Source organism: Nocardioides sp., assembly GCF_041393715.1.
GTDB lineage: Bacteria > Actinomycetota > Actinomycetes > Propionibacteriales > Nocardioidaceae > Nocardioides.
On record NZ_JAWKJQ010000009.1, the window covers coordinates 52,003 to 72,366 of the forward strand.

Sequence of the window (20,364 nt, forward strand, 5' to 3'; positions counted from 1 at the left end):
TCAGCGACCTTCCTCGTGCGCGATCTCGGCGACGGTGTGCTCCTCGACGTGGACCTCGAAGTCCTCGATCACCGGGTTGGACAGCAGCACCTCGGCCATCTTGCGGACCTGCGCGAGCAGGTCGTCGGTGACCTCGCCGTCCACCTCGATCTCGAACCGCTTGCCCTGACGGACGTCGTGCACCCCCTCGAACCCGAGTCTCGGCAGCGCGCCGAGCACGGCCTTGCCCTGGGGATCGAGGATCTCGCGCTTGGGCATGACGTCGACCACGAAGCGTGCCATGGGGATGAGTCTAGGGTTGAGGCATGGCCAACCCGAACATGGCTCCCGGTGCTGGACCGCGGCGCGCACTGCAGCTGGAGTTCCCGCAGTCGCTGGCGATCTATGACAGCTACCAGGAGGCGCAGCGCACGGTCGACTTCCTGTCCGATCAGGAGTTCCCCGTCGAGAACTGCCTGATCGTCGGCACCGACCTCAAGCAGCTCGAGCGGATCACCGGCCGGCTCACCTACGGCAAGGTCGCGCTCGGCGGCCTGGTCTCGGGCCTGTGGCTCGGCCTGTTCGTCGGCCTGGTGCTCTCCATGTTCAGCGCCGAGGGGTCCCTGTTCGCCACCATCGCCGCCACGGCAGCGTTCGGCGCGGCGTTCGGTGTGATCTGGGCGATCGCCGGGTACGCCGCCACGCGAGGCCAGCGCGACTTCTCCTCCGTCAGCACCGTGGTCGCCACGAGGTACGAGGTGCTGGTGGAGCACAAGCACGCCACCCGGGCCCGTGAGCTCCTCGCCGGGCTGCCTGGTGCGTTGCCCAACCCGTTCGCCTGAACTTCTCGCGAACGCCTGCGCCGGCGGGCCAGCGCACCTAGCGTGGCGGCATGACCTTCGACCAGGAGACCGCCGTCGGCATCGGCCTGCTCATCCTCGTCACCGGGCTGGTCGGCCTCCTCGTGGTGCGCATCGCGCGCTCCCACGAGGTGGAGGTCGCCGAGGACCTGCCCGTCCCTGTCTCCGCTGACCGGGCGACACTCTTCGTCGCCCAGGTGCTCCAGGCACTGCCCGGCAGTCTCACCGACGTCGTACCGACTGGTGCGCAAGGTGATCCCGACGATGGTGTTCCTGCTGTTGGGGCTGGTCGGTGGGTCCTGATGCTCCTGGTCCGAGGTAGCGCCGAGCTGCTCGAGGGTCCCCACGGCCTCTCGCTGCGGCTGCTCGGCTCCCTCGAGCGCAAGCAGGTGGAGGCGATCCGCGCGGCCTTCAGCGCCGTCCCGGTCCAGGCCTGAAGAGCCCGGGCCGAGGTCCGACCTCAGCCGACCGGCTAGACCAGCTCGCGCTTGAGGATCTTGCCGGTGGCCGTCATCGGCAGCGAGTCGACGAAGGCGACGATCCGGGGGTACTTGTAGGCCGCCATCTGCTCCTTGGCCCACGCGACCAGCTCGTCCTCGGTGATCGTGGCGCCCTGGTTGCGGATCACGAACGCCTTGATCTCCTCGCCGTGGCTGTCGTGGGGTACGCCGACCACGGCGGCCAACGACACGTCGGGATGGCTGATCAGGACCTCCTCGATCTCCCGCGGATAGACGTTGAAGCCCCCGCGGATGATCATGTCCTTGGACCGGTCGACGATGTAGTAGAACCCGTCCTCGTCGCGCCGGGCCAGGTCGCCGCTGCGGAACCAGCCGTCGCGGACGGCCTCGGCGGTCGCCTCCGGCCGGTTGAGGTAGCCGGTCATGATGTTGTGCCCGCGGATCGCGATCTCGCCGATCTCGTCCGCGCCCTCGACGGTGTTCCACTCGTTGTCGATGAGCTTCAGCTCCACACCCCAGATGGGCACGCCGATCGACCCGGGCCGCGGTTCACGGTCGGGGTCGGAGAAGGTCGCGACCGGCGAGGTCTCCGACAGCCCGTAGCCCTCCAGGATCTGCACACCCAGCCGGGCCTGCACCTCCTTGATGATCTCGACGGGGAGGCTGGCCCCGCCCGAGACCGCGACCCGCATGTTGCCGGCGATCTTGTCGACGTCGGCGCCCTCGAGGGCACCCAGCAGCCCCCACCACATGGTCGGCACGCCGGCGAAGAAGGTGACGTCCTCCCGCTGCATCAGGTCGACCGCCGCCTGCGCGTCGAAGCGCGGCAGCAGCACCAGCGTCGCCGCCATCGAGAACCCGGCGTTCATCTGCACGGTCGAGCCGAAGGAGTGGAACAGCGGCAGCGTCAGCAGGTGGGTGTCGCTGGCGGGCTGTGCGTTGAACAGCCGGTTGCAGGTCATCGCGTTCATCATCAGGTTGCTGTGGGACAGCTCCGCACCCTTGGCCTGGCCGGTGGTGCCGCTGGTGTAGAGGATGACCGCGGTGTCGGTCTCCTGACGCACCCGCGCCTCGAAGACCGGGGGCAGCTGACCGGTGGCGGCGCCCAGCGTCACCGTGTCGTCGAAGGGCGAGGCGGCCGTCGGGTCGGCGGGGATGTAGACGAAGGTCTCGCAGCCGGCGGCGGCCTGGAAGCCGGCGTACCCGTCCTCGCCCATCGGCAGCTCGGGGGTGCCCTGGAAGCAGAAGTAGGCCTTGGCGCCCGAGTCGTCGAGGTAGTAGGTGACCTCGCGGCCCTTGTTGAGCACGTTGAGCGGGACCACGACCGCGCCGGCCTTGAGGATGCCGTAGTAGACGATCGGGAAGTAGGGCAGGTTGGGACAGGTCAGCGCGACCTTGTCACCGGGCTGGATCCCGAGGGACACCAGATAGTTGGCCACCTGGTTGGCCGCGCCGTCGACCTGGGCATAGCTGAGCCTGGTCTCGCCCAGCACCAGGGCGTCGCGGGTGGGGTACTTGCGGGCGGAGTCCTCGAGCAGGATCGACAGGTTGTACATGTCGCCAACCTAGGCCGACGCCGCACCGCGCGCCAGGCTCGCGCCCTCGACGCCTGGCGGCGCGGCCGGTCAGGTCACCGGACGCCGCCGTCGCCCCCGCCCTCGACGCCGTAGATGACCGTGGCGGAGGAGTCGCCGCCGGAGATCGTGGCGGAGACCTGGAGCCCGGCACCGGTGAAGGTGACCAGGCGCTGGCCGTAGGGCGTCACCATCGAGCTCCCTCGACGAACCCGGCCTCCAGGAGCAGGCGCCGGACCGACTCCTCGGCCGAGGCCGCCGAGCCGGCGAAGCCGACCGTGACGCTGAAGAGCCGGCCCGTCACCGGATGCCCTGCACGATCGTGCCGTCGACGATGGGGATACCCTCCGGGAACCCGGGAGGCAGCCGTCCCTCGGTGACCTCGATGGACGACGAGCCGTCGCCCCGCCGGCGCCGGTTCGCCGCGGCGCGGGTCCGGGGAGCCCTCGGCCCGGAGGACGCCGTGGCCTGCGGTCCGGCTTCCTTCGTCGACGCCGCGGCCCCGGTGGGCACGGGGTCCCACCGCGAGCCGTCGTCCTTGGGCGGCGCCGCGCAGCCGGCCGTCACCAGCCCCGCGCACAGGGCCGCGAGGACCAGTCGGACCGACGTCACTCTCACCACCGGGACAGGGGATCACGACACCGAAGGCGGTGTCCGACGAAAGCCCGAATCGAGCGTGGACGAGAATGGGCGGGTGGCGGAGTCGGACAGCGACAGGGAGTTCTTCCGGACCTACGGTCCCTGGGAGCCCTACACGCCGGCCGAGGCCGCCGCGGCGATGCAGGGGTTCGCGGCCCCGTGGTGGGTGGTCGGTGGGTGGGCGATCGAGGCGTTCACCGGTGTCCCCGTGACCACGAGGACATCGACCTGGGCATCTTCACCTCCGACTTCCCCGAGCTCCGACGCCAGCTCGGGGATCGGTTCCACCTGTGGAGCAACCACGGCGGCACGTTCCGGGTGGTCACCGACGAGCGGCCGGAACCGCTCGACCCGCTCGCCCAGACGTGGGTCCGGGAGCATGCCGGTGCGCCGTGGGTGATGGACGTGATCCTGAACGCCGTCGGCGACGGCGTCTGGCGGGCCCGGCGCGACCTCGACCTGGAGGCGCCCCTCGACGAGGTGACCTGGACCCGCGACGGGATCCGCTACCTCAACCCGGAGCTGGTGCTGTTCTTCAAGGCCAGGCTCCAGCGTCCGAAGGACGAGCTCGATCTGGCCAGCTGCCTCCCGCTGCTCGGCGCCGACCAGCGGAGCTGGCTCCACGACGCCCTCCGGCAGGCGTACGGCGACCACGCCTGGCTGGCCCGGCTGGCCGAGCCGGATCCGACTCGGGTCAGGTCCTCCGGGGTGACGATGTAGGCGATCACCGTGCCGCCGGTGGAGTCGTCGGCGCTGATGACCACGCCGTAGCCGTGGCCGGTGAACAGGCCACCGTGGTCGCCGATGACGGGCACGTCCTTCTGCTCGTCCATGCCCGCGGCGGTGAGGGCCTGCTTCGCGGCCGCGATCGCCTCCGCCGGGGTGCCGTCGTACTGCACGGTCACGCTGAAGCCCTCGTTGGCCGCGGCGGTGAAGAGGATCTTCCCGTCGACCACGGGCACGTCGTCGGCGGGGTAGCCGTCGGGCAGCTTGTTGCCGCCGGCCTCGAACGTGCCGTCGGAGGTCTCCACCTTGACCTTGTCGCCGTCGACGTTGACGTCGGCGTCCTGACTGGTGGCGTCCTCGATCGACTTCTCGATGGACTTCTCGGTGGCCTTGTCGGAGGCCCCGGAGCAGCCGGCCACCAGGGCGGTGACGGCGAGCAGCGGGGCGACGAGCGCGAGACGACGAAGCATGGTGACCTCCTGGGTGGCGGAGCACAGTCAACCAGCCCGGCGACCCTCGCGCAGATGATCCGAACAGGTCATGGCGCGGGCGTCAGGTCGCCCGCTGGGTGAGGATCCGGTCGGCGCGTGCGAGGTCGCCGCGCAGCGCGGCGGGAGTCAGCATCCCGGCAGCCGGCGGCCGGCAGCCGCCAGATGCCGGTGCCGCGCATCCGCACCGAGATCTCCAGATCGGTCTCATCGCCCTGGTCGACGAAGACCATGAGCAGGAAGGCGCGCAGCCCGCGCCAGCTCCCCTCCTCGGCCCAGGCCTGCTGCGGCTCGTGGGTGATGACGCGCATCTCGGGCGCCATCCCCGCCCAGGTGTGGTCCCGCCACCGGGTGCCGACCCCGGTGACCTTGGTGGAGAGCAGCTCCACCCGGCGCAGGCTCGACTGCCACTCGGGGCGGTGCCGCGGGTCGGCGAGGTAGGCGAACAGGGGTGCCACGGGGTGGTGCATCCGGACCACGAGGTTGTGGGCGCGACCGGCCGACCCCGAGACCACGGGACTACCAGCGCTCGCCGGTCAGGCGCTCGTAGGCCTCGACGTACTTCGCCCGGGTCTGGGCGACCACGTCGTCGGGCAACGCGGGCGGTGGCTCCCCGGAGGCGCGGTCCCATCCGGACGCGGGCGAGAGCAGCCAGTCGCGCACGAACTGCTTGTCGTAGGACGGCTGCGAGCGACCTGGCTCCCACCGGTCGGCCGGCCAGAACCGGGACGAGTCGGGGGTGAGCACCTCGTCGGCGAGCACGATCTCCCCGGACTCGCTGTGGCGCCCGAACTCCAGCTTGGTGTCGGCCAGGATGATGCCCCGCTCGCGGGCGATCCGCTCCGCCCGGTCATAGACCGTCAAGGTGAGCTCCCGCAGCGCCGCCGCGTCGCCGGCCCCGACGGTGGCGACCACGGCATCGAAGGACACGTTCTCGTCGTGGTCGCCCAACGCCGCCTTCGTGGCGGGGGTGAAGACCGGCTCGGGCAGCCGGGAGCCGTCCTCGAGGCCCTCGGGGAGCGGGATGCCGCAGACCTCACCCGTCGCGCGGTAGTCGAGCAGACCCGACCCGGTGAGGTAGCCGCGCGCCACGCACTCGACGGGGAACATCTCCAACGGCTCGCAGACCACGGCTCGACCGGTCACCTCCACGGGTACGTCGAGGGAGACCAGATGGTTCGACACCAGGTCGGCCAGCTGGTCGAACCACCACAGTGACATCCGGGTCAGGATCTCTCCCTTGTCGGGGATGCCCGGGCTGAGCACGAAGTCGAACGCCGAGATCCGGTCGCTGGCCACCATCAGCAGCTTGCCGGCGTCGGCCCCCTCATCGAGGCGGTAGAGGTCGCGCACCTTGCCCGAGTGCAGGTGGGTGGCGCCCGGCAGCACCGGGGCCGGCGGGAGCACGAGGTCCGGCATGCGTGGAGCCTAGCGCCGTACCGGTGAGCGCCGCAGTCCCTGTCCAGCCGCCAGACCCCGCCGTCGCACTAGGCTCACCGATGTCGGCTCGAACGCCGTCAGGGAGAGGTGGCGAGGTGAGCGGAAGCGCGTTGTGGCACGGCTTCGCGGACATGTCGGTGGTCAGCCGTGAGGAGTTCGTGCTGACCCGCGGCGAAGGCTGCCGGGTGTGGGACGACACCGGCCGGGAGTACCTCGACGCCACCGCCGGGCTGTGGTTCGCGAACGTCGGCCACGGCCGTCGCGAGATCGCCGAGGCGATGGCCGAGCAGGCCGCCCGGCTGGCCGCCTACAGCTCCTTCGGCGATGTCGCCGTCAACACGGCAGTCCGGCTGGCCGACGAGGTGGCCGCGCTCGCGCCCGTCCCGAACGCGAGGGTGTTCTTCACCTCCGGCGGCTCGGACTCCGTCGACACCGCGATCAAGATGGTGCGCCGCTGGACGCAGCTCACGTCGTCCGAGGGTGCGCCCCGCACCACCATCGCGGTGCTCACCCACGCCTACCACGGCATGCACCAGGGCGGCACCGCGCTGGCGGGCATCCCGGTCAACCGCGACGGGGTCCCGGACCTCGACACCGACGTCGTCGAGCTGACCCACGGCGACCTCGAGGCCGCCATCGCCCGGCTCGACGAGGCGGGCGGGGTCGCCGCGGTGTTCGCGGAGCCGGTCACCGGCGCGGGCGGTGTGCGCTTCGCGGGCGAGGAGTTCCTGCTCGGACTGCGCAAGGCCTGCGCCGAGCGAGGCACGCTGTTCGTCGCCGACGAGGTGATCACCGGCTTCGGCCGGACCGGCGCCTGGTTCGGCTCCGACCTGCTCGGGCTCGAGCCCGACCTGGTGCTGTGCGCCAAGGGACTGACGTCGGGCTATGCCCCGATGGGGGCGGTGCTCGCCTCCGAGCGGGTCTGGGGCCCGTTCTACGCCGAGGGCGCCGGGGTGTGGCGGCACGGCTACACCTACGGCGCGCACGCCGTCGCCGCGGCCGCCGGGCTGGCGAACCTGGCGATCATGCGCGACGAGCGGCTGCCCGAGCACGTGGCCGACCATGCTCCGCTCCTCCACGCGGCGCTCGCCGACGCACTCGCCGGCGTGCCCGCGGTGTCCGAGGTGCGGACCGCGCCCGGCTACCTCGCCGCCGTCCAGCTCGCCGACCCGGCCGGCGTCGAGGACGCCGTGCGCGCATTGCGCGTCCACGGGGTCTCGACCGCGGGCTCGCCGGCGGCGGCCTGCAGGTCTCCCCGCCCTGGTGATGAGCGCCGAAGAGATCGAGGAGCTGGCCCGCCGGTTCGCCGCCGCCCTGACCTGACCGCGACATGCGGGAAATGGTCGCCCGACATGCCGGAAATGGTCGCCCGACGTGCGGGGAACGGCTCAGCGGGTGAGCTCGCGGACCACCGAGTCGACCACGGCCACCAGGTCGCCGCCGGTGCGCTGCGCGACCTCCCGCTGCCGTTGGTACGACGCCCCGCCGGCCACGATGTCGGCCACGCCGGCGAGCTCCGTCGTACACCCGAGGCGGGCGGCGGTCGGCTCCAGCCTCACCAGCAGGTCGGCGAGGTCCTCGGTGACCAGCCGCTCGGTGTTGTCGGCGTCGAGGATCACGATCGCGTCGAGACCGTAGCGCGCGGCGCGCCACTTGTTCTCCTGCACGTGCCACGGCGGGAGCGTCGGCAGCCGCTCACCGGCGGCGGCACGCGCGTCGAGGTCGACGACCAGGCACTGCATCAGCGCCACCAGCGACGCGAGCTCCGCCTGGTTGCTGATGCCGTCGCAGACACGGTTCTCGATGGTGCCGAGCCGGGGCGCCGGGCGCACGTCCCAGCGGATCTCGTTGATCTCCTCGATCACCCCGGTGACGATCTGGTCCTCGGCGAAGGACTCGAACTCCGCCCACGTCTCGAACTGGAACGGCAGGCCCGCGGTCGGCAGCTGCTGGAACATCAGAGCCCGGTTGGAGGCGTAGCCGGTGTCGGTCCCTGCCCAGACGGGCGAGGAGGCCGAGAGCGCCTGCAGGTGGGGGAACCAGGTGAGCAGCGCCGACAGCACCGGCATCACCCGGTCGCGGTCGGGCATCCCGACGTGCACGTGCATCCCCCAGATCAGCATCTGCCGGCCCCACCACTGGGTGCGGTTGATCAGCTCCTCGTAGCGGTGGCCCTCGGTCAGCTGCTGGGCGTCCCAGGCCGCGAACGGATGGGCGCCGGCACCGAACAGGTCGACGCCGAGCCGGTCGGCCTCGGGGAGCACCACGTCGAGCAGCCGGCCGAGGTCGGTCATCGCCTCCCCCACCGTGTCGCAGATCCCGGTGACCAGCTCGACGGTGTTGCGGAGCAGCTCGCCGTGCAGCCGCGACGGGTCGGGCAGCCGCTCGCCGGAGGCGCGGATCAGCTCGCCGGCGGCGCTGACCAGGTCGCGGCTGGTGCGGTCGACGAGGCCGAACTCCCACTCCACGCCGAGCGTGGGAGTCGTCGAGGGGTGGAAGTCGATCCGCACCGGACCAGCCTAGGGTGGAGCCATGCCCGAGTCAGCCGAGGAGATCTACGCCCGAGTGGTCGCGGCCGTGGGCGCGGGGGGACGCCTCCCGATGCCACCGGTCGACGAGTGGGACATCTTCCCGTGGGAGGTGGTGGACGGCCGGCTGGCGCCGCGGGTGGTGGAGCCGCCACTGGCGGCCGAGGAGCCGCGCCGCGGTGTCGACGGCGTCGACTGTGTCCCCTGCGCCGGCGAGGGCGACGCCGTCCGGATCTGGGAGAACGACCGCTGGAAGCTGGTGCACCCGCCCCGGCCGGGCGGCCTGCCGCTGGTGCTCTGGCTGATGAGCAAGGAGCACATGGACTACGCCGACATGAGCGACGAGCTCGCGGCGGAGTACGGCCGGCTCTCGGTCTGGCTGTGCCGGATCATCGAGCGGATGGAGCACGTCGGCCGGGTCCACGTCTGTCGCTACGGCGACGGCTCGGAGCACCTGCACGTGTGGTTCTTCGCCCGTCCGGCACGGTTGCCGCACCTGCTGGGGTCACTCGTCATCGAGTGGAACGAGATGCTGCCTCCGGTGCCGGAGGACGTCTGGCGTGACGATCTCCGCTACGTCGCCACCCGGCTCGCCCACCACGACGGCTGGTCGCTGGTCTGAGTCGCCTCAGGTGCCGAGGGCGAAGATCACCAGCGCCACCACGAAGGCCAGCGCGACCCCGCAGAGAAGCAGCAGGATCATCATGCCGGGGTGCCGTTGCTTGGAGGCGCCCATCGCGCCGGGCAGGAACGTGAGCACGGGGGTGGCGTACCACAGCTCCGCGGTCTCCCCCGGCGCCAACGCCACCGGCTGCTGAGCCTTGCCGTACTGCCACATCCACTGGGCGTGGGCGGAGACGACGTGCTGGCCGGGGGCGACCGGGAAGAGGTTCTCGCCGTACTTCGCGGGGGCGGGGTAGCCGTCGATCTGCACCTTCGGCGTGATCATCGAGAGCAGCATGTTGCCCTGCAGGTGGAGCTTGACGTAGGCCGGTGGCTGGGCGTTGACCGGCTGCCGCTCGGCGGTGTCTCCCGGGCCGCGGGGCGCGCGTTCGGCGGTGGTGACCCGTTCCTCGGTCGGGTCGTCGGCCAGGTGCCTCGCCGGCGCCGCCGCCGTCTCGGCCGCGGGCTGCTCGACCTCCGGGGCCTCGGCGGCATGCTTGGCCGGGGCGTCCGCCGTCGGCTCCGCGGAGGTCTCCGCCGTGGGCTCGGCCACCGCAGGCTCGGCCGCCGCGGCCTCAGGTGCGGGCTCGGCAGGCGCGCCCATGGGCTCGGTCTGCTGCTCGTCGGTCACAGGATGCTCCCCGGGGAGTACGCCGCCGCGTCCGGATGACGGGCGGTGACATCCCCGATCCTCCTGCACACCTGCTCGGTCTGCGCGACCGCCGCGCCGGTGAAGGTGATTGGCGCGGCGACCAGCGCGTCGATCTGGTCCCGGCCCAGACCGAGCCGAGGATCGGCAGCCAGGCGGTCGAACACGTCGTTGTCGGGCCGACCGGAGCGCAGGTCGAGCGCGGCACCGACCGCCGCCTCCTTGATCGCCTCGTGGGCCGTCTCGCGACCGACCCCCGCCCGGACCGCGGCCATCAGCACCTTGGTCGTCGCCAGGAACGGCAGGTAGCGGTCGAGCTCGCGCTGGATCACCGCCGGGAAGGCGCCGAACTCGTCGAGCACCGTCAGGAAGGTCTGGAAGAGACCGTCGGTGGCGAAGAACGCGTCGGGCAGCGCCACCCGTCGTACGACGGAGCACGAGACGTCGCCCTCGTTCCACTGGTCGCCGGCCAGCTCCCCGACCATGGAGAGATGGCCGCGCAGCACCACCGCGAGGCCGTTGACCCGCTCGCAGGAGCGGGTGTTCATCTTGTGCGGCATCGCCGACGAGCCGACCTGACCCTCCTGGAACCCCTCGGTCACCAGCTCGTGGCCGGCCATCAGCCGGATCGTGGTGGCCAGGTTGGACGGCGCGGCCACCAGCTGCACGAGCGCCGAGACCACCTCGAAGTCGAGGCTGCGGGGATAGACCTGACCGACGCTGGCGAGGGTCCGGTCGAAGCCGAGGTGGGCGGCGACCCGGCCCTCCAGCTCGGCGAGGGCGGCCTCGTCGCCGCCGAGCAGGTCGAGCATGTCCTGGCTGGTGCCCATCGGCCCCTTGATGCCGCGCAGGGGATAGCGCGCCAGCAGCTCCTCGACCCGCTGCACCGCGATCAGCAGCTCGTCGGCGACGGTCGCGAAGCGCTTGCCCAGCGTGGTCGCCTGGGCGGCGACGTTGTGGGACCGGCCGGCCATCACGGTCAGCTCGTGCTCGGCGGCCAGCCGGCCGAGCCGTGCCAGGGCGGCGACCGCGCGGTCGCGCATCAGCGCGAGCGACTGGCGGACCTGCAGCTGCTCGACGTTCTCGGTGAGGTCGCGCGAGGTCATCCCCTTGTGGATGTGCTCGTGGCCGGCCAGCGCGCAGAACTCCTCGATCCTCGCCTTCACGTCGTGGCGGGTGACCCGCTCCCGCGCGGCGATCGAGGCGAGGTCGACCTTGTCGACGACCTGCTCGTAGGCCTCGACGACCCCGTCGGGCACCTCGACCCCGAGGTCGCGCTGCGCCCGGAGCACGGCGATCCACAGCCGCCGCTCGAGCACGATCTTGTGCTCCGGCGACCAGATCTCGGCGAGGTCGGGCGCGGCGTACCGCGTGGCCAGGACGTTGGGGACGCTCACCCGGCCGATTTTAGGGGGCCGGACCCGCGATCGACCCGTCGCCCGCCGTCAGCCGACGGGCGGCGGGCCGACCCGTGCCTCGGCGACCCGCTTGAACCCGGCGTTCTCGGTGGCCAGGACCCGCTCGAGGGTGCGGCCGACGAACCGTCCGAGCAGACCGGCCCCCCGACCGGTCAGCTCGAGCCGGAGCGTGTTGCGGCACCCCGACGCCGTCGGCTCGACGAGGTGGGTGGCGACCATCCGCGCCAACCCGACCCGGGTCCCCCAGACGAAGCGGGTCGGCGCCTCGGTCTCCGTGACGGTCCAGACCCGCGCCGACTGACCCGGCTGCTTGATGCGCACCCGGCTGCCGGGCAGCAACGGCCCGGGGTCGAGCCGCTCCACCCGCGTCATCGTGGTCGGGCTGATCATGGGCAGCGCCTCGACGTCGAGGGTGACCGCCCAGACGGTCTCGGCCGGCGTGTCGATCTCAATGGTGTGCTCCCAGCGCATGCCGCGAGTGTACCATTTGGTACATGTCGAGCGAAAGCCCACGCGACCGCCTGCTCACCGCACTGGTCGAGTACGCCGCGGCGCACGGCCTGGCCGACGCCTCGCTCCGCGAGCTGGCCGCCGCGGTGGGCACCAGCCACCGGATGCTGCTCTATCACTTCGGCTCCCGCGAGGGTGTGGTCGCGGCCGTCGTGAGCCGGGTCGAGTCCGACCAACGGGCCGTGCTGGCCGCGTTGGCCGAGGAGGCCACGTCCCCCTCCGACCTGGTGCGGCGCCAGTGGGCGCTGCTCAGCGCGCCGGAGATGTGGCCCTACCTCCGGCTGTTCTTCGAGGCGTCGGCGCTGGCGCTGCACGGGAGACCCGGCACCGAAGGCTTCCTCGACAGCCTGACGGACACCTGGCTCCCCGTGGGGTTGGCCGCGGCTGAGCGATTCGGACTCGAGCTCGACGTCGCCGAGGTCCGGCTCGGCGTCGCGCTGCTGCGGGGGCTGCTCCTCGACGCGGTGGCCTCGGGCGACCCGTCCGGTCCGGGCGAGGCGCTCGAGCGCTACCTGGCCGTCTGGGAGTCCGCGAGGTCGGCCTGAACCGGTCCGGCGAGGGTCAGCCGGTGATCTCGAAGCCGCGCACCGGCTGCCGCGCGGCCAGCGAGACGCGCAGGTCGCGGACCACCGCCGAGGGCGGGCCGTGGCGGCACCACGCGACGAAGTCGTTGACCGCGACGTCCTCGCCGACGGCGTACGCGTGCACCGTGCCGTCGACCTCGTTGCGCACCCAGCCGCGCAGCCCGAGCCGCAGCGCCTGCTCCTGCGCGTGCCACCGGAACGCCACGCCCTGCACCACCCCGGAGGCCACCACGTCGACGGCCAGCTCGGTCTCGCTCACCCCTCCTATCCTGGACACCGTGCCCGAGCCTGTCGACCGCGTGCCCGCCCCGACGTACGGCGTCCCGCCGGACCAGGCGCCGGCCCGCGCCGAGGAGCTCGCGCGCGACCTGGCGCGGCGGCGGACCGTCCGCGACTTCGCGCCGACGCCGATCCCCGACGGCGTCCTGGAGTGGGCGGTCCGGGCGGCGGCGTCGGCGCCGAGCGGCGCACACGTGCAACCCTGGCGCTTCGTCATCGTCGAGGACGCGCAGCGGCGTCGCGAGCTGCGGGAGGCGGCCGAGGCCGAGGAGCGGGAGTTCTACGCGCGGCGTGCCTCGGAGGAGTGGCTCGACGCCCTCGAGCCGCTGGGCACCGACTGGCACAAGCCGTTCCTCACCGACGCCCCCGCTCTGATCGTCGTCTTCGAGGTCCACCAGGGCCTGAGCACACCCCGGCCCTACTACGTCAAGGAGTCGGTGGGCATCGCCGTCGGCCTGCTGCTCGCCACCCTCCACCGCGCGGGGCTCGCGACGCTCACGCACACCCCGAGCCCGATGCGATTCCTCGGCCCGATTCTCGGTCGACCCGCCGAGGAGCGGCCGTTCGTCGTGGTCCCGGTCGGCTACCCCGCACCCGGAGCCACCGTGCCGGCGCTCACTCGCAAGCCGCTGGAGGAGGTGCTGGTCCGGGTCTGAGCCTCGGTGCGGCCGGGTTGGGGGCGGCTCGATAGGTTCGGCCGGGTGAGCGAGCCCGACCCGCGCCGGTGGCGCATCCTGGGCGTCACCCTCGTCGTCGGGTTCATGTCGCTGCTCGACGTGACCATCGTCAACGTCGCGCTTCCCTCGATCCAGGCCGGGCTCGGCACCACCGCGGCGACGGTGCAGTGGATCGTGTCCGGCTATGCCCTGGCCTTCGGGCTGACCCTGGTCACCGGCGGACGGCTGGGCGACGCCTACGGCCGCCGACGGATGATGCTGATCGGGCTGACCGGCTTCATCGTCTCCTCGGCCGCGGTCGGCCTGGCGCCCACCGCGTGGGTGGCGGTGGCCGCGCGGCTGGCCCAAGGCATGAGCGCCGGGCTGCTGACCCCGCAGAACTCCGGGCTGATCCAGCAGCTGTTCTCCGGCGACGAACGGGGTCGGGCCTTCGGGGCGTTCGGCTTCACCGTGTCGGTCTCGTCCGCGATCGGACCGGTGCTGGGAGGGCTGATCATCGCGATCTTCGGGGCCGACCAGGGGTGGCGCTACCTGTTCCTGGTCAACGTGCCGATCGGCCTGGTCGCCCTCGTGCTGATCGCCCGCATGGTCCCGGGGCGACCGTCCGACGACGGCGGGGCGCAGGGGCTGGACCTGGTCGGCGCCGCGCTGCTCGGGCTGATGGTGCTGGCGGTGCTCTATCCCCTGGTCGGCGTGATCGGGGAGTCCTGGTGGGTGCTGCTGCTGGTCGCCCTGGCGCCGCCGCTCGGCTGGGCCTTCGTGGCCTGGGAACGGCGGGTCGTACGCCGCGGTGGCGCCCCGCTGCTGGACATCGCCCTGCTGCGCCACACGCCGGGCTACGGCAACGGGATGGCGGTCGGCGCGATCTACTTCACCGGCTTCACCGGCGTGTTCCTGGTGCTCTCGGTCTTCTTCCAGGAGCAGCTCGGCCTGTCGGCGCTCGAGGCGGGGCTGCTGGTGACACCGTTCGCCGCCGGGTCGGCGGTCGCGGCGCCGGTCGCCGGCCGGCTGGTCTCGGTGATCGGCCGGAGGATCACCCTGATCGCGCTGAGCACCATGCTGGTCGGGCTGGCCGGCGTGGTCGCGGTCGCCCCCGACGGCACCAGCCCCGTCTGGCTGCTGGTGCCGCCGCTGCTGGTCGCCGGGCTCGGCGGCGGGGCGGTCGTCTCCCCCAACTTCACGCTCACCCTGCGGGACGTGCCGCCGCGGATGGGCGGCGCGGCCGGCGGGGCACTCCAGACGGGGCAGCGGATCGGCTCCGCGATCGGCGCCGCGCTGCTGATGAGCGTCTTCCGGGTCGGGCTGGGACGCGGCTGGGCCCCCCAGCTCGCGCTGCGCGTCACCCTGGTGTCGGCCGGGGTGCTGATCGCCGCGGCGCTGGCCCTCGCGGTCCTCGACTGGCGGCGTGGTGACCGCCCGGTGCCCGCCGGGACCGCGGGCGGGTAGCCCTACTGCTGCTCGCGGGCGGCGGCGCGGGCGATGTCGGTGCGCGCCTGGGCGCCGGGGAAGGTGATGGTGTGGACGCCTTCGTAGGCCTTGGCACGGGCGTCGGCCAGGTCGCTGCCGACCGCCACGACCGCGAGCACCCGGCCACCGGCGGTGACCAGCTGGCCGTCGGCTCGGCGGGCCGTGCCCGCGTGGAAGACGTGCACGTCGGGCTCACGGTCCAGCGTCTCGGCGCCCTTGATCAGGTCGCCGCTGGAGCTCGACTCGGGATAGCCGGCGCTGGCCATCACCACCGCCACGGCGGCTCCCTCGCGGAACCTCGGCGGCGGCACGTCGGCGAGCGTGCCCGTCGCGGCGGCGTACAGCAGCTCGGAGAGGGGTGACTCCAGGAGCGCCAGCAGCGGCTGCGTCTCGGGGTCGCCGAAGCGGGCGTTGAACTCCACCACCCGCACGCCGCGCGAGGTCATCGCCAAGCCGGCGTAGAGCAGCCCGCGAAACGGCGTGCCCCGGCGCTCCATCTCGTCGACGGTCGGCTGCAGAACCGTGCGGGTCACCTCGTCGACCAGGTCGGCCGGGGCCCATGGGAGCGGCGTGTAGGCACCCATCCCGCCGGTGTTGGGGCCGGCGTCGCCGTCGAAGATCCGCTTGAAGTCCTGAGCGGGCTGGAGGGGATAGACGGTGCGGCCGTCGGTGATCGCGAACAGGCTCACCTCGGGGCCGTCGAGGAACTCCTCGACGACCACACGCTCGCAGGCCGCAGCATGGGCCAGCGCCGCGTCGCGGTCGTCGGTGACCACCACGCCCTTGCCGGCGGCGAGGCCGTCGTCCTTGACGACGTACGGCGCCCCGAAGGCGTCCAGCGCCGCCGCCACCTGCTCCGGCGTCGTGCAGACGCGCGCGGCGGCGGTGGGGACCCCGGCGGCCTCCATCACGTCCTTGGCGAACGCCTTGGAGCCCTCGAGCTGCGCCGCCTCGGTGCTCGGGCCGAAGCAGGCGATGTCGCGGGCGCGCACCCCCGTGGCCACGCCGGCCACCAGCGGGGCCTCGGGGCCGACCACGACCAGGTCGACCTCCAGCCGCTCGGCGAGCGCCGCGACGGCCTCGGCGTCCATCAGGTCGACGTCGTGGAGGGTGGCCACCTCGGCGATGCCCGGGTTTCCGGGCGCCGCGTGCACCTCGGTGACCCCTGGGTCTCTGGCGAGCGCCCACGCGAGTGCGTGCTCGCGGCCGCCCGTGCCGATCACCAGGGTCTTCACGGGTCGTGAGCCTAGCGGGGGTCCTGACCCGCGCCGGGTGCGGCACCTGAGGTGGCTGGCCCTCAGTCGTGCACGACCAGCGTCTGCTCCCGACCGGGGCCGACGCCGACCCCCCAGATCCGGGTGCCGGACAGCTCCTCCAGCGCCTGGACGTAGCGCTGCGCGTTGGTGGGCAGCTCGTCGAAGGTGCGGCAGCCGGAGATGTCCTCCCACCAGCCGTCGAGGTGCTCATAGATCGGCTTCGCGTGGTGGAAGTCGGTCTGCGTCATCGGCATCTCGTCGTGGCGGACCCCGTCGATCTCGTAGGCCACGCAGACCGGCACCTTCTCCCACGACGACAGCACGTCGAGCTTGGTGAGGAACAGGTCGGTCAGGCCGTTGACGCGCGCGGCATAGCGGGCGACCACGACGTCGTACCAGCCGCAGCGGCGGTCGCGACCGGTGGAGACACCCACCTCGCCACCGATCTTCCAGAGCTTCTCGCCGTCCTCGTCGAACAACTCGGTCGGGAACGGCCCCGAGCCGACCCGGGTGGTGTAGGCCTTGATCACGCCGATCACCCGGTCGATGCGGGTCGGGCCGATGCCGGCGCCGGTGCAGACGCCGCCGGCGACGGCGCTGGACGACGTCACGAACGGGTAGGTGCCGTGGTCGACGTCGAGCATGGTGGCCTGGGCGCCCTCGAAGAGCACGGTCTCGCCCCGGTCGAGCGCCTGGTTGAGCAGCAGCGACGTGTCGGCCACCAGCGGCCGCAATCGATCGACGTAGGCGAGCAGCTCCTCGACGACCTGGTCGACCTCGACGGCGCGCCGGTTGTAGACCTTGGCGAGCAGCTGGTTCTTGACCTCGAGCGACGCCTCGACCTTCTCGGTGAGGATCTTCTCGTCGAACAGGTCGGCGACCCGGATGCCGAGCCGGTTGACCTTGTCGCCGTACGTCGGCCCGATGCCGCGGCCGGTCGTGCCGATCTTGTTGTGGCCGAGGAACCGCTCGGTCACCTTGTCGATGGTCTGGTGGTAGGGCGCGATCACATGGGCGCTGGCGGACACGACGAGCTCGCCGAGCTCGGGGCGCTTGGCGCGCAGCCCGTCGAGCTCGTTGAACAGCTGTGGCACCGAGACCACCACGCCGTTGCCGATCACCGCGGTGCAGCCCGGCGTGAGGATGCCCGTCGGCAGCAGGTGGGTGGCGAACCGCTCCCCGTCGATCACGATCGTGTGACCGGCGTTGTGACCGCCCGACGTCCGGACGACGTAGTCGATGGTGTCGGTCGTGGCGAGCAGGTCGGTGGCCTTGCCCTTGCCCTCGTCGCCCCACTGGGCGCCCAGGATCACGATCGCGGGCATCGCAGCCCCCCTCCTCGTCGGCGGACGCACGTTACCAAAAGGGCGTACAGACCCCAGGGGGCCTTCGCTAGGGTCCGAGGCGTGGACCCGCTCCTCGTCATCTCCAACGCCGCCGCCGGGACGGCGGACGAGGAGACCCTGGAGCGTGGGCTGGCCGTGCTGCGTCGGCACGGCTCGGTGGAGGTGGCCACCACCGGCACCCTCGGCGAGCTCGACAGCGTGCTCCACCGGGCCGGCTCGCGCACGATCGTGGTCGCCGGCGGCGACGGCTCCCTGCACGCCGTGGTGTCCGCGCTGCATCGACGCCACGACCTGGACCGCACGACCCTGGGCCTGCTGCCGTTGGGCACCGGCAACGACTTCGCCCGCAGCGTCGGCATCCCGCTCGACATCGAAGAGGCCGCGCTGCTGGTGGTGCGCGGCGCGCCGAGCCGCGTCGACCTGGTGGTCGACGAGCTCGGCGGCGTGGTCGTCAACAGCGTGCACGTCGGCGCCGGCGCGGACGCGTCCCGGCACGCCTCCGGCTGGAAGCACCGACTCGGGTCGATCGGGATCGGCGGGCTCAACCTCGGCAGGCTCGGCTACCCGATCGGCGCGCTGCGCACCGCGATCTCGCCGCCGACGCTGCGGCTGCGGGTCGAGCTCGACGGCGAGGTCGTCAACGACCTCGACCAACCGGTGCTGATGGTGGCGGCGGGCAACGGGCGCACCGTCGGAGGCGGCGCGCCCCTCACCCCCGACGCCGACGCCGCCGACGGACGGCTCGACGTGATGATCGCGCGCGCGGTCGGGCCGCTGTCGCGGCTGGGGTACGCCGCCCGGCTGGCCCGCGGCAGCCACCCCGACCACGCCGGCGTCACCTACCGCCGGGCCAAGCAGGTCTCGGTGTCCGGCGAGGCCTTCTGGTGCTCGGCCGACGGGGAGGTCGACGGTCCCGAGCGGCACCGGACCTGGCGCGTCGAGCCGGCGGCGTACTCCCTGCTGCTGCCGGCCTGACCCCTTCCGTCACGGCGCGGCCCGTCCATGGCCGACAACCCGGTCGGCACCGGCAGGTCGTCGTTGTTAGCGTGGCCGCTGCAGGCGGCCACAGGGTCGCCGTCCGAGAGCACGGCAGGAGCGGCACGACCATGGCACGAGGCGGACGCGGGCAGCAGGGCGAGCCCACCGACTGGGTGACGCGCGCCGCCGACGACGCCATCCGGCACGCGGGCGAGGGCAACCTGGTCACCTGCGCGTCCGGCATCAGCCCCTCGGGGCCGATCCACCTGGGCAACCTGCGGGAGTTCCTCACGGTGCACTTCGTCGTCGAGGAGGTACGCCGGCGCGGCGTCGAGGTCCGGCACCTGCACTCGTGGGACGACTACGACCGGTTCCGGAAGGTGCCGTTCGGCGTCGACGAGTCCTGGAACGACCACATCGGCCGGCCGCTCTCGGCGGTGCCCGACCCGTGGGAGTGCCACACCTCGTGGGCCGAGCACTTCAAGCAGCCGCTGCGCGACGCGCTCGCGGAGATGGGCTGCGAGATGCACGAGGTCAACCAGACCGAGATGTACACCGCGGGCGCCTACCGAGAGCAGATCCTCGGCGTGGTCCGCCGCCGGCACGAGATCGACGAGGTGCTCGGCCGCTACCGCACCAAGGCGCCCGACACCGAGAACGCCCAGGAGGCCGCGGCCCTGGAGGACTCGGTGGCGCTCGACGACGAGTCCTCCGGGAGCGGCGACCTCGCGCGCTTCCCGTTCAAGCCCTACTGCCGCGGCTGCGGGCGCGACACGGTGACGATCACCGGCTACGACGACGAGACCACCGACCTGGCCTACGTCTGCGACAGCTGTGGTGACTCCTTCGTCACCAACCTCGCCACCCCGGACGAGGGCAAGCTGGTGTGGAAGGTCGACTGGCCGATGCGGTGGGCCTACGAGAAGGTCGACTTCGAGCCGGCGGGTGCCGACCACTCCTCCCCGGGCTCGTCGTTCACCGTCGGCCACGAGCTGGTCGAGAAGTTCTGGGACTGGCCGCGGCCGTCGTGGTTCGGCTACTCCTTCGTCGGCTTCGCGGGCATGACGAAGATGTCCTCGTCGAAGGGTGGCGTGCCGACCGCCGAGGACGCCCTCCGAGTGCTGGAGGCGCCGATCCTGCGCTGGCTCTATGTCCGGCGCCAGCCGCGGCAGGCCTTCGACATCGACTTCGGGCCCGAGATCATCCGGCTCTACGACGAGTGGGACGCGCTCGGTCGCAAGGCCGCCGACCCGTCCCGTCGGGACGCCCACGTGCTGGCCTTCGAGCGTGCGGCGGCGACCTCGACGGCCGGTCGGCTGCCGACCCCGGAGGTCGTCGTACCGTTCCGGGTGCTGTCGTCGGTCGCCGACGTGACCGCCGGGTCGGGCGAGCAGATCAGCCGGATCGTGTCCGACGTCGGACACCCGCACGCCAGCGTCGCCGAGCTCGAGCCGCGGCTGTCCAAGGCGATCGGGTGGATCGAGGAGTTCGTCCCCGCCGAGGACCGCACCCTGGTGCGCGACGTCGCCGACGCCGACCGGCTGGGCCGGCTGACCGAGGACGAGCAGCGCTGGCTGATGCTCTTCCTCCACCGCCTCGGAAGCGCCGACGACCTCGACCACGTCACGGCGCTGGTCTACGGCGTGCCCAAGCTCGCCCTCGGCATGGACGTGTCCGACGACCCGACCGACGAGGTCAAGGCCGACCAGAAGGACTTCTTCCGGCTGCTCTACCAGCTGCTCGTCGGCGCCGACCGCGGCCCCCGGCTGCCGACCCTGGTGGTCGCGCTGGGTGCCGAGAAGGTGCGCTCCCTGCTGACGGCCGGGTGACCGCGCGGGTCGG

Annotated in this window: 22 protein-coding genes and 1 pseudogene; 9 read left to right on the top strand and 14 right to left on the bottom strand. The window is 72.4% G+C overall.

Going from position 1 to position 20,364, the window contains the following annotated elements; translation table 11 throughout:
- Window positions 1-282: a phosphoribosylformylglycinamidine synthase subunit PurS gene (gene purS / locus R2740_RS14780; protein WP_371303453.1), complete on the bottom strand. Its 282-nt coding sequence runs from the start codon at window positions 280-282 to the stop codon at window positions 1-3.
- A gap of 23 nt (window positions 283-305) precedes the next feature.
- On the opposite strand from purS, the gene R2740_RS14785 reads away from it, so the two are divergent.
- Together R2740_RS14785 and R2740_RS14790 are read left to right on the top strand one after the other, a co-directional pair.
- Complete coding sequence (locus R2740_RS14785) at window positions 306-821, top strand: general stress protein (RefSeq protein WP_371303454.1); 516 nt, start codon at window positions 306-308, stop codon at window positions 819-821.
- A gap of 50 nt (window positions 822-871) precedes the next feature.
- The gene (locus tag R2740_RS14790; RefSeq protein WP_371303455.1) at window positions 872-1,276 is read left to right on the top strand and encodes a hypothetical protein; all 405 of its coding nucleotides are present in this window, start codon (window positions 872-874) and stop codon (window positions 1,274-1,276) included.
- A 35-nt stretch (window positions 1,277-1,311) separates the two neighbouring features.
- Here the strand turns inward: R2740_RS14790 and R2740_RS14795 are convergent, their stop codons facing one another.
- The 6 genes from R2740_RS14795 to R2740_RS14820 all read right to left on the bottom strand — a co-directional run bounded on the left by R2740_RS14795 (window position 1,312) and on the right by R2740_RS14820 (window position 6,146).
- Entirely contained in the window at window positions 1,312-2,856 is a 1,545-nt protein-coding gene (locus tag R2740_RS14795) for a long-chain fatty acid--CoA ligase (RefSeq protein ID WP_371303456.1), read from the bottom strand.
- 74 nt (window positions 2,857-2,930) lie between these two features.
- Window positions 2,931-3,068: a hypothetical protein gene (locus R2740_RS14800; protein ID WP_371303457.1), complete on the bottom strand. Its 138-nt coding sequence runs from the start codon at window positions 3,066-3,068 to the stop codon at window positions 2,931-2,933.
- A 106-nt stretch (window positions 3,069-3,174) separates the two neighbouring features.
- Window positions 3,175-3,495: a hypothetical protein gene (locus tag R2740_RS14805; protein ID WP_371303458.1), complete on the bottom strand. Its 321-nt coding sequence runs from the start codon at window positions 3,493-3,495 to the stop codon at window positions 3,175-3,177.
- Window positions 3,496-4,019: 524 nt separating this feature from the next.
- A complete protein-coding gene (locus R2740_RS14810; protein ID WP_371303459.1) occupies window positions 4,020-4,709 on the bottom strand; it encodes a hypothetical protein in 690 nt (229 codons plus the stop codon).
- Between the two features lie 68 nt (window positions 4,710-4,777).
- Window positions 4,778-5,185, bottom strand: a complete 408-nt coding sequence (locus R2740_RS14815) for a hypothetical protein (protein ID WP_371303460.1) — start codon at window positions 5,183-5,185, stop codon at window positions 4,778-4,780.
- 61 nt (window positions 5,186-5,246) lie between these two features.
- Window positions 5,247-6,146, bottom strand: a complete 900-nt coding sequence (locus R2740_RS14820; RefSeq protein ID WP_371303461.1) for a phosphoribosylaminoimidazolesuccinocarboxamide synthase — start codon at window positions 6,144-6,146, stop codon at window positions 5,247-5,249.
- Window positions 6,147-6,298: 152 nt separating this feature from the next.
- On the opposite strand from R2740_RS14820, the pseudogene R2740_RS14825 reads away from it, so the two are divergent.
- Window positions 6,299-7,339, top strand: a pseudogene (locus tag R2740_RS14825) (aminotransferase class III-fold pyridoxal phosphate-dependent enzyme); the annotation flags it as partial.
- A gap of 216 nt (window positions 7,340-7,555) precedes the next feature.
- On the opposite strand, the gene R2740_RS14830 reads toward R2740_RS14825, so the two are convergent.
- Entirely contained in the window at window positions 7,556-8,677 is a 1,122-nt protein-coding gene (locus R2740_RS14830) for a glutamate--cysteine ligase (RefSeq protein WP_371303462.1), read from the bottom strand.
- Window positions 8,678-8,699: 22 nt separating this feature from the next.
- Between R2740_RS14830 and R2740_RS14835 the strand changes: the two genes are divergently transcribed.
- Entirely contained in the window at window positions 8,700-9,317 is a 618-nt protein-coding gene (locus R2740_RS14835) for a hypothetical protein (RefSeq protein ID WP_371303463.1), read from the top strand.
- A gap of 6 nt (window positions 9,318-9,323) precedes the next feature.
- Here the strand turns inward: R2740_RS14835 and R2740_RS14840 are convergent, their stop codons facing one another.
- Genes R2740_RS14840 through R2740_RS14850 form a run of 3 tightly spaced genes read right to left on the bottom strand, consistent with a single transcriptional unit; the run spans window position 9,324 to window position 11,896 of the window.
- Entirely contained in the window at window positions 9,324-9,989 is a 666-nt protein-coding gene (locus R2740_RS14840) for a hypothetical protein (protein ID WP_371303464.1), read from the bottom strand.
- On the bottom strand, window positions 9,986-11,404 hold the full coding sequence (gene purB / locus R2740_RS14845) for an adenylosuccinate lyase (protein WP_371303465.1): 1,419 nt from the start codon (window positions 11,402-11,404) through the stop codon (window positions 9,986-9,988). The genes R2740_RS14840 and purB overlap by 4 nt, the downstream gene beginning before the upstream one ends.
- A gap of 48 nt (window positions 11,405-11,452) precedes the next feature.
- Window positions 11,453-11,896, bottom strand: a complete 444-nt coding sequence (locus R2740_RS14850) for an SRPBCC family protein (RefSeq protein ID WP_371303466.1) — start codon at window positions 11,894-11,896, stop codon at window positions 11,453-11,455.
- A 23-nt stretch (window positions 11,897-11,919) separates the two neighbouring features.
- Between R2740_RS14850 and R2740_RS14855 the strand changes: the two genes are divergently transcribed.
- A complete protein-coding gene (locus R2740_RS14855) occupies window positions 11,920-12,480 on the top strand; it encodes a TetR family transcriptional regulator (protein ID WP_371303467.1) in 561 nt (186 codons plus the stop codon).
- Window positions 12,481-12,496: 16 nt separating this feature from the next.
- Here the strand turns inward: R2740_RS14855 and R2740_RS14860 are convergent, their stop codons facing one another.
- Complete coding sequence (locus R2740_RS14860) at window positions 12,497-12,778, bottom strand: acylphosphatase (protein ID WP_371303468.1); 282 nt, start codon at window positions 12,776-12,778, stop codon at window positions 12,497-12,499.
- A gap of 19 nt (window positions 12,779-12,797) precedes the next feature.
- Between R2740_RS14860 and R2740_RS14865 the strand changes: the two genes are divergently transcribed.
- A complete protein-coding gene (locus tag R2740_RS14865) occupies window positions 12,798-13,454 on the top strand; it encodes a nitroreductase family protein (RefSeq protein WP_371303469.1) in 657 nt (218 codons plus the stop codon).
- A 45-nt stretch (window positions 13,455-13,499) separates the two neighbouring features.
- On the top strand, window positions 13,500-14,921 hold the full coding sequence (locus R2740_RS14870; protein ID WP_371303470.1) for an MFS transporter: 1,422 nt from the start codon (window positions 13,500-13,502) through the stop codon (window positions 14,919-14,921).
- 2 nt (window positions 14,922-14,923) lie between these two features.
- Here the strand turns inward: R2740_RS14870 and purD are convergent, their stop codons facing one another.
- Window positions 14,924-16,177 (bottom strand): phosphoribosylamine--glycine ligase, encoded by a 1,254-nt coding sequence (purD, locus tag R2740_RS14875; protein ID WP_371303471.1) that lies wholly within the window; start codon window positions 16,175-16,177, stop codon window positions 14,924-14,926.
- Between the two features lie 62 nt (window positions 16,178-16,239).
- The gene (locus tag R2740_RS14880; RefSeq protein WP_371303472.1) at window positions 16,240-17,523 is read right to left on the bottom strand and encodes an adenylosuccinate synthase; all 1,284 of its coding nucleotides are present in this window, start codon (window positions 17,521-17,523) and stop codon (window positions 16,240-16,242) included.
- 81 nt (window positions 17,524-17,604) lie between these two features.
- On the opposite strand from R2740_RS14880, the gene R2740_RS14885 reads away from it, so the two are divergent.
- A complete protein-coding gene (locus R2740_RS14885; protein ID WP_371303473.1) occupies window positions 17,605-18,519 on the top strand; it encodes a diacylglycerol kinase family protein in 915 nt (304 codons plus the stop codon).
- Window positions 18,520-18,650: 131 nt separating this feature from the next.
- Complete coding sequence (gene lysS / locus R2740_RS14890; RefSeq protein ID WP_371303474.1) at window positions 18,651-20,351, top strand: lysine--tRNA ligase; 1,701 nt, start codon at window positions 18,651-18,653, stop codon at window positions 20,349-20,351.
- Window positions 20,352-20,364 lie beyond the last annotated feature (13 nt).

Excerpts from the sequence above, each read along its gene's own strand:
- R2740_RS14855 (WP_371303467.1), top strand. The coding sequence starts at position 11,920 with ATGTCGAGCGAAAGCCCACGCGACCGCCTGCTCACCGCACTGGTCGAG.
- R2740_RS14880 (WP_371303472.1), bottom strand. The coding sequence starts at position 17,523 with ATGCCCGCGATCGTGATCCTGGGCGCCCAGTGGGGCGACGAGGGCAAG.
- lysS (WP_371303474.1), top strand. The coding sequence starts at position 18,651 with ATGGCACGAGGCGGACGCGGGCAGCAGGGCGAGCCCACCGACTGGGTG.
- R2740_RS14800 (WP_371303457.1), bottom strand. The coding sequence starts at position 3,068 with ATGGTGACGCCCTACGGCCAGCGCCTGGTCACCTTCACCGGTGCCGGG.
- R2740_RS14795 (WP_371303456.1), bottom strand. The coding sequence starts at position 2,856 with ATGTACAACCTGTCGATCCTGCTCGAGGACTCCGCCCGCAAGTACCCC.
- R2740_RS14810 (WP_371303459.1), bottom strand. The coding sequence starts at position 4,709 with ATGCTTCGTCGTCTCGCGCTCGTCGCCCCGCTGCTCGCCGTCACCGCC.
- R2740_RS14785 (WP_371303454.1), top strand. The coding sequence starts at position 306 with ATGGCCAACCCGAACATGGCTCCCGGTGCTGGACCGCGGCGCGCACTG.
- R2740_RS14790 (WP_371303455.1), top strand. The coding sequence starts at position 872 with ATGACCTTCGACCAGGAGACCGCCGTCGGCATCGGCCTGCTCATCCTC.
- R2740_RS14835 (WP_371303463.1), top strand. The coding sequence starts at position 8,700 with ATGCCCGAGTCAGCCGAGGAGATCTACGCCCGAGTGGTCGCGGCCGTG.
- R2740_RS14820 (WP_371303461.1), bottom strand. The coding sequence starts at position 6,146 with ATGCCGGACCTCGTGCTCCCGCCGGCCCCGGTGCTGCCGGGCGCCACC.
- purS (WP_371303453.1), bottom strand. The coding sequence starts at position 282 with ATGGCACGCTTCGTGGTCGACGTCATGCCCAAGCGCGAGATCCTCGAT.
- R2740_RS14850 (WP_371303466.1), bottom strand. The coding sequence starts at position 11,896 with ATGCGCTGGGAGCACACCATTGAGATCGACACGCCGGCCGAGACCGTC.